Raw genomic sequence first — 8655 nt, forward strand, 5'->3', positions numbered from 1 at the left:
AGAATAGCTCTTCTCTCCTTGTAGGAGAGGGGTTGGGGGAGAGGTCTTAATTTATCAAACTTACCCACAAAATAAATCTAGACACCCTACTACTTTAAAAATTTCAAAACTTGAGAAGGAGTATTTTTTAATAAACAATAATCTGCTGCGATCGTATTTTATTTAAAGGGAGACTAGCAAAATTTATTATCTGAATGTCACGGGAAAATAACCAACAAAACGACTTCAAAAATAATCTATTAGAATGGCAGCAAAAATTAACTTCAACAATTCAGCTAGGGATATTAATTATCGGATTAATTATCTTTCTAATTGTGATGTGCTGCTTGAATATTTACTCATTTTTAGCAGTAACCTCTCCTATAGAAGCTGATTTACTAATAGTTGAAGGTTGGATGTCAGACTATGCCGTAAAATCGGCGATCGCAGAATTTAATCAAGGTAGTTATCAAAAATTAATTACCACAGGTACACCGATAGGTAAGGGATTTTATCTATCAGAATATAACAACTTTGCCGAACTAACCGCAGCAACTCTGATTACCTTGGGTGTCGCTCCAGACCGAGTGGTGGCTGTACCCACTCCTCAAGTTACCAAGTATCGCACTACTGCTTCTGCTATGGCAGTGAAAGAATGGCTTCAAACCTCTAATCTCAAAGTAAACTCTATCAATATTTATACTTTAGGACCCCACGCTCGTCGTAGCTGGATGATTTATCGGAATGTTTTTAGTCCAGATATTCAGGTAGGTGTGATTGCTCTTGAACCCAAAGGTTATAATACTCACAGATGGTGGCAGTCGAGTGCAGGTATGCGGACTGTTATTGGGGAAGCGATCGCTTATTTTTATACCCGCTTCGTTGACTGGAAATCATGATTGATATTATTTTTTTCAGAGAAAAATTGGGTAGTTACGCCTCGTCCTTGTAGGGCGACTTTTTATTTGCAAGTGAATTGAATATATGCTACAGTATGGCTTTGTTGCCGGGGGACAGTTGGAAACTCTATCGCGGACATGGAGGCAAGCATAAGACTACTACCAAAGTAGCAGCAGCCTAAGAAGCGTCAACCCGCCGAAGAGCTATTATGGTTCAGTAGGAATCTCCGTGACTAACCGCCGCAGAGGATGTCAAAGAAAAGCTTGCCTCCCTAATCATACCGGGAGACAAGTATAACAATTTACAGCGCTTTTGCTGATTGATAACCTCACGTCATCACCAAAACCCTGTAGGGGCGATTCGCGCATGGCAGCAGCATTCCGCAGGAAATCGCCCCTACTTGCTGGCCATTCGCCCCTACTGTGGTCTACTGAAATGAAAACTGCTGTATGGAAAACAGTTAAAAAAGAGACGTTGCTGAATAAATGTATGATATCTAGGAGTCAGAACTCAGGAGTCAGGAGATAGAAAGAAGTTTTTTTCCGAATCAAAAGTGGGAACTAGATATGATTTGCACTTAATTAATGACTCTTAGCGATATCAGTCGCGGAGTTTATTTCATACTTAAAATCAGCAACACCAACAAAGATAATTTTATTGTTGTTTGCGCTTGAGAAGAGAACCAATAGCTAATGCTCCAACTGCTAACAAACCTAATGTAGAAGAGCTTTCAGGAACATATTCTCTTTCCATTTCCATATTTACAGCTATAGCATTGATATCAAAACCGTCACGACCTTCTACAACTTCTGACATATCTACTAATCTGACATATTGATATAAGTTGCTGTTACCAATATCTAGGGTAGCTCCCCCTATATAAGCTTCATCAGCAATATTCTCAATCACACCAATACTCAACCAATTTTCTAAATCATTTCCCACGAATACTTCTACTTTTTCATCATAGTCACTTTGAGAATTGTGATTTCCAAAAGTAGTCTCCCAAACTTTTACCTGCTCAGAAAACATCCCACCAAAACTAAATACAGCTTCTCCTCCAAAACCAAGGGCAAGAAAATTATCCGTAGCACTAGCTTCAGGTGCGCCAAGTGCATTATTTACGTTAGTTCTAGTAGCAATTTGATCTAAATTGTCGTATGTAAACTCGCCTTGAATGTATGACTCTACTGTTTCTGCATAAGTGAAACTAGCTGCATGGGTGGAATTTGCAGAAATCACTACTCCGATAGAAATAGGAAGTGCTATAGCTGCTTTGATTGCATTGTTCATTTACTTACCTCTACTGTTATGAAGAAATTGGTAGATGCAATCTTTAAATAGCTACCCTAATATATTACCTTTGACAGTTCTTTTAATGCTCTATTGCATTTGACAGTTACCAATTTAGTTGCAATAAAAGCTTGAAGACATCGGCTATTATACTGATATTTTATTTAGGCCAATTTACAATAATCATATAAAAAATTTAGGGAATAGGGAGCAGGGAGTAGGAAGTAGGAAACAAGGGGAAATTTGCAAAATATTTTCTTGATAGAGAAAAATATTTTTATTATGGCTAATTAATGAGACTTGATATTAGGACTAAAGCCCTACTATGAGGCTAAAGGCACAAGGTTTTATAGCTACCCCAAACCCCACATTCGATCAAAAAATATTTCAATAGACAATTCAGATTAATTATTTTATCTCAATAAAAATGCCTAGATTACTATTTATTGCCTGAAAATAAATAATATAAATGTATTAATACCAAATCCGGTTATCAAAAGTACCTTTCCCCATCTCCCCATCTCCCCATCTCCTCAACAGAATACTCTATAAACCTGATTTAATATAAGGTGCGCCTAAACGCACCTCCAAAAACATTAATATATAGTTGATTTAACTCCCCCGGCGAGAAGTCCCGCGCTCTCCCGTAGGGGAGCGTCGGGAGTATGTCAAAAATCCCACATAACGGGGCGATCGTCTAAAGGATCGGTCACTATCCGCCCAATAGCATCAATTTCTGCCAGCTCATCTGAAGATAATTTAACATTTGCAGCTTTAGCATTAGCAGTCGCTTGTTCCGCATTTCGCGCTCCAACAATAGCATTTGTCTGAGGTTGGGCAATCAACCAGGCGATCGCTAGTTGAGCCATAGTGCATTGTTTAGCTTCAGCAATGGGGCGCAGTTTTTCTATAGCTGTTTGCACTCGTTCGTAGTTTTCTTTAATATAAAATAATCTATTTTTAGAGCGATGATCGCCTTCGGCAAATTTGTGGTCTGGTCCGAATTTACCTGTTAATAATCCCTGTGCTAAGGAAGAATAAGCAATAATAGAAATCTTATTTTCAACACAGTAAGGCATTTCTGATTTTTCTATTTTTCGCCAGAATAAAGAATAGGGTGGTTGCAGACTATCAATTTGACCATATTGAGATGCTTCTGCTATTTGTTGGCTTGAGAAATTAGAAACACCAATTGCTCTAATTTTACCTTGTTCTTTCAGTTTGTTTAGAGCATTCATTGTTTCTTCAATTGGTACAATTTCACTGTTAAATGCACCAGAAGGCCAATGAATTTGATAGAGGTCAATATAATCGGTATTCAGATTTTTCAGAGAGCGATCGCAAGCTTCTATTACTTGGTCATATTTCATATGATTAGCAAAAACTTTAGTCGCTAAAACTACTTGTTCTCGAACATCTCCCAATGCTTGAGCGACGATTCTTTCTGAGTAACCATTTCCATAAACTTCAGCAGTATCAACTGTGGTAATACCTGCATCAAAAGCCGCTCTAATAGCTTTAATAACGTCAGAATCTTTAATATCTGCCCACATATTTTTTCCTGCTTGCCATGTCCCCATAATGATTGGGGTAATTTTAATTTCAGATGTGCCTAATGTTCGCTTTTCCATTATCCTTTCCTAATTATTTTGACTACAACTACACCTATAACATATTGTGCATAAAGTCAAGATAAATAATTAATCTGCAAATATTAATGATGTTCTTATGTATAGATATTATTTGGTTTTTCAGTATATTTATTGAGTCCAAAAAATCTACTTAAGTAATCGCAAGTTCCTGATTTTTCATCTCAGATAAAGATCGGTAAATACACGGTAGGAATTTGGATTAAATTATGTTTTATTGAAGAAAAGGTTACTATTTTAGCTATGAAATGGTTAAGCTAAAGAAAGGTTAGAGGCAACGGATTAAGTATTAAATAGTCTTATACAAATATTTAAAAGAGAGGGAAATATATGGCGTCAAAATTGTTGGGCATGACTAAATCTATTCTTTTCATAGATCCAAATGTAGAAGACTATCAAATTCTTGTTCGTGGAACAAATCCCAATATTAAAATTGTTATCCTGGATACCTACCGCGACAGTATCCAACAAATCACAGAAACTTTGGTTCGCAATCGGGGAGTAAAAACTGTTCATATAGTTTCTCATGGTGCGCCGGGATGTTTATATTTGGGCAATAGTCAATTAAATATTAATAGTATTAATAATGATTATGCTCAAGAGTTAGAAGCTTGGTCAGTTACTAATATATTGCTCTATGGTTGTAATGTAGCTGCGGGAGATACTGGTACAGAATTTTTAGAAAAGTTGCAGCAACTAACAGGTGCAAATATTGCTGCGACCGCAAGGCGAACTGGTAATGTTGCTTTGGGTGGTGACTGGGAGTTGGAAGTTATTAGGGGTGAGTTGGAGGTAGATATACCTTTCACTCAGGATACACAACAACAATGGAATTATGTTCTAGATCCATTTGAGGAAAAACCTGCTTTATTCCAAGTAATTAGTGGTGTACTTTTTCAACTTAACCCATTAACAGGAGGTTATGAGGAGATTGGTGGTACTGGCGATTTAATCTATAATGCAGCAGGTTATAATCGTAATGATAACTACATCTATGGTTTTGAAGTTAGTAATAGTAATCAGAAACTTCTGAGAATAGACTCAACTGGTACTGTTGAGTATGTCAAGAATGATGGTACTGTTACTACAGATGTAAATGATTTGGATATTTTTACAGTTAATATTTCTCCAAATCCTACTGCTGGAGATATAGACCGAGACAATAATTTATGGATAACCAACAGAGACAGTAAAACATCAATACGTAGAATCAATCTTGATAACCCGGTAACAGCAACAACGATAAATTTAACTGGCACACCTCCCAGTGGTATTATGCCAACAGATTTAACTTATGTTGATCATCAGAACAGCTTTTATGGCATTAGCAGTGAGGGTGAATTAGTTACAATTGATATCAGAGATATTAATAATGCTACGATTAGTACAACTACAATACAGTTAGATAGTGGTGGAAATTTAGGTGCAGCAAACTATGGTGCAACTTGGAATGACAGAGAAGGAAAATTATATGTTAGTGCTAATACGGGACAACTCTATCACATCAGAAACTTTGCAACAACTCCAGTAGCTGAAGAACTCCTTCCTACAGAAGCAACTAATAGTAATGATGGGATATCTGACCCCTGGATAACATCCGTTTTTGACATCCCACTAATAGACCTAGATGGTACCGATACCCCAGGAACTAACTACGAAACAACATTTACAGAAAATGGTGGTGCTGTTAATATAGTAGACATTGCGACAGGTGAGACTACAACAGATGGTGTACTTACTACTAATGGCTTGATTATTCGAGATTACATCAACAATGGGACTACTGCTGATGGCGATAGATTACACGAAGCAACAATTATCCTGACTAATCCTCTTGATGGTGACGATGAGAAATTTTTGGTTAATGGTGTAGAATTAACAAGTTCAGCTATAGTAACAGGTACAAACTTAACTGCTACAGTAACTACAAACGGGGATGGCGAAAAAGTAGTTACTCTAACACCAACTACAGGAGATATCGCCAGCGTTGATGATTTTGCAACAGCACTAAAAGATATTCAATACGAAAACACGAGCGAAAACCCAGATACTACAGACAGAATTTTACAGATAGCTCTGACAGACGAAAATAGACATAAGTCTTCTGACATTTTCGGACCAAATAGTAACCAAGTTCATATTACTATAATTGAGGTTAGTGACCCACCCACAATAGACCTAGACTGGAATGACAGCAGTGGAGCCACAAACAACAACTACACAACAACCTTCACAGATGCAGCAGTAGCAATAGGAGACAGTGACGTCAGCATCACAGACGTAGACGACACCAACATCGAATCAGCCACGATCGTATTAACCAACAGACCAGACGGAGATACAGTAGAAAGCTTATCAGTCAACAGTACACTACCAACAGGAATAACAGCCAGTAGCTATGACCAAGCTACAGGAACAATCACACTCACAGGGAGTGCTCCACTAGCAGACTATCAGAGTGCCATAGCTCAAATAGAATACAACAATACCTCAGCTAACCCCGACACCACCGCTCGTAGCGTGACAGTAGTAGTCAACGATGGGGATAGCGACAGCAACACAGCTACAACAACAATTAGCATTAACTCTACCAACAACCCCCCAGTCGCTGATAACGAGTCATTCACCATGAACGAGAATGACAGCTCAATAACCCTAAACCTGTTAGATGGAGACACAGACCCCGACGGCGATGACAACAACCTCAGCATCAAGTCCATCAATGGCACAGACCTAACCCCACCCACAGCTCAAACCATCACCGTACCCAACGGTACAGTAAACGTGACACCAGATGGAACTATTACCTTTACCCCAGATGCTGACTTCAATGGAGATATTACCTTTGATTATGTAGTCCAAGATGAGAATGATGGAGAAGATACAGGTACAGTAACAGGAACAGTTAACCCAGTCAACAATAATCAGGAAGAAAACACGACACTCAATCCTGGAGACATTGCATTTGTTCAGTACAATGCTGATGACACAGATAACTTTAAATTTGTGGCTTTAGTTGATATTCCTGCATCAGAAGAAATTAAGTTTACCGATAAAGGTTGGCTGGGCGATAATTCTGGTTTCCGTACAAGTGAAGGAATTGTTACATGGACAGCACCAGCAGGTGGTATTTCGGCAGGAACTGTAGTTGAGATTAACGATACTCCATCTGCTTCTGTGGGAACAGTTTCAGGTGGCAGTTTGAACTTTGCTGCTACTGGCGACCAGATTATTGCTTATCAAGGCACAAATACTCCTATTGCTGCTCTGAATAATGAAGGAGCAGCAACCTGGCAAGCTGATGCTACTAGCACTAGCACTTCTGCGTTGCCCCAAGGTTTGACTAATGGCACTAATGCAGTTGCGATTAATGAAATAGACAATGTAATATACACGGGAACTACAACGGGAGATAAGGCAACACTTTTAGCAGCAATTAATAATAGTGCTAACTGGACAGGATCTAATTCGACGAATCAAACTTTTACTGAGACTTTTACCATAGGTAGCGGTGGTAATTCAACTCCACCAAAAGTCGAATACCAACTGGAAGTAGCCCAAGGTATTGGCGGTAGCGGTAGCGACCAGGGTTTAGGTATAGCCACCGACAGCAATGGTAATGTTTGGACTACAGGATTTTTCGAGGGGAGCATCGACATAGACGGAGACGGCAACAATGATTTAACAAGTAATGGCTCTGCTGATAGCTATGTAGCTAAGTTCGACAGCAATGGTAACTTGCTGTTTGCCCAAAATATCGGTGGTAGCGGTGACGACAAGGGCTGGGGCATAGCCACCGATAGCAATGGTAATGTGTGGGCTACAGGAGAATTCTGGGGTAGCATCGATATAGATGGAGACGGCAGTAATGATTTGACCAGTAATGGCACTGTTGATAGCTATGTAGCCAAGTTTGACAGCAATGGCAACTTGCTGTTTTCCCAAAATATTGGTGGTACGGCTGGTGACTATGGCTATGATATAGCAACCGATGGCGATAGTAATATCTGGGTTACAGGATATTTCAAGCGCAGTATTGACATTGACGGAGATGGCAATAATGATTTGACCAGTAATGGCGTTAACGATAGCTATATAGCCAAGTTCGACAGCAATGGCAACTTCCTGTTTGCCCAAAATATCGGTGGTAGCAGTTTTGACCATGGCCGTGGTATAGCTACCGACAGCAATGGTAATGTGTGGGCTACAGGAGATTTTGAGGGGACCATTGATATAGACGGAGACGGCGACAATGATTTGACCAGTAATGGTTCTTCGGATAGCTATGTAGCGAAGTTCGACAGCAATGGCAACTTCCTGTTTGCCCAAAATATCGGCAGTAGCAGTTTAGACCGGGGGAATGACATAGCAACCGACAGGGATGGTAATGTGTGGGCTACAGGATTTTTCTCTGGCAGTATCGATATAGATGGAGACGGCAACAATGATTTGACCGTTAATGGCTATCAAGATAGCTATATAGCGAAGTTCGACAGCAATGGTAACTTGCTGTTTGCCCAAAATATCGGCGACCTAGGCTATGGCATAGCTACCGACAGTAATGGTAATGTGTGGGCCACAGGAACTTTCGCGGGCAGCATCGACATAGATGAAGACGGAAACAATGATTTGACCAGTAATGGTTCTTGGGATAGCTATGTAGCCAATTTCGACAGCAATGGCAACTTGCTGTTTGCCCAAAATATCGGCGGTAGCAATGTTGAGCATGGCAATAGTATAGCCACCGATAGCAATGGTAATGTGTGGGCTACAGGGGAATTCCGGAGCAGCATCGACATCGACTCAGACGGCAACAATGATTTGACAAATAATA

At 39.6% G+C, this 8655-nt stretch carries 4 protein-coding genes; 2 read left to right on the forward strand and 2 right to left on the reverse strand.

All coding sequences use genetic code 11. The features are described 5' to 3' along the window. Positions 1-194 precede the first annotated feature (194 nt). Positions 195-878, forward strand: a complete 684-nt coding sequence (locus tag F6K22_RS22010; RefSeq protein ID WP_293102695.1) for an ElyC/SanA/YdcF family protein — start codon at positions 195-197, stop codon at positions 876-878. Positions 879-1533: 655 nt separating this feature from the next. Here the strand turns inward: F6K22_RS22010 and F6K22_RS22015 are convergent. Next, positions 1534-2172 (reverse strand): PEP-CTERM sorting domain-containing protein, encoded by a 639-nt coding sequence (locus tag F6K22_RS22015; RefSeq protein WP_293102698.1) that lies wholly within the window; start codon positions 2170-2172, stop codon positions 1534-1536. Positions 2173-2840: 668 nt separating this feature from the next. Continuing rightward, complete coding sequence (locus F6K22_RS22020; protein WP_293102701.1) at positions 2841-3803, reverse strand: aldo/keto reductase; 963 nt, start codon at positions 3801-3803, stop codon at positions 2841-2843. Positions 3804-4151: 348 nt separating this feature from the next. On the opposite strand from F6K22_RS22020, the gene F6K22_RS22025 reads away from it, so the two are divergent. After that, positions 4152-8655: DUF4347 domain-containing protein (locus tag F6K22_RS22025; RefSeq protein WP_293102704.1), on the forward strand; the 4504-nt coding region annotated here is incomplete at its 3' end.

Source organism: Okeania sp. SIO2F4 (genome assembly GCF_010672385.1).
Classification (GTDB): domain Bacteria; phylum Cyanobacteriota; class Cyanobacteriia; order Cyanobacteriales; family Microcoleaceae; genus Trichodesmium.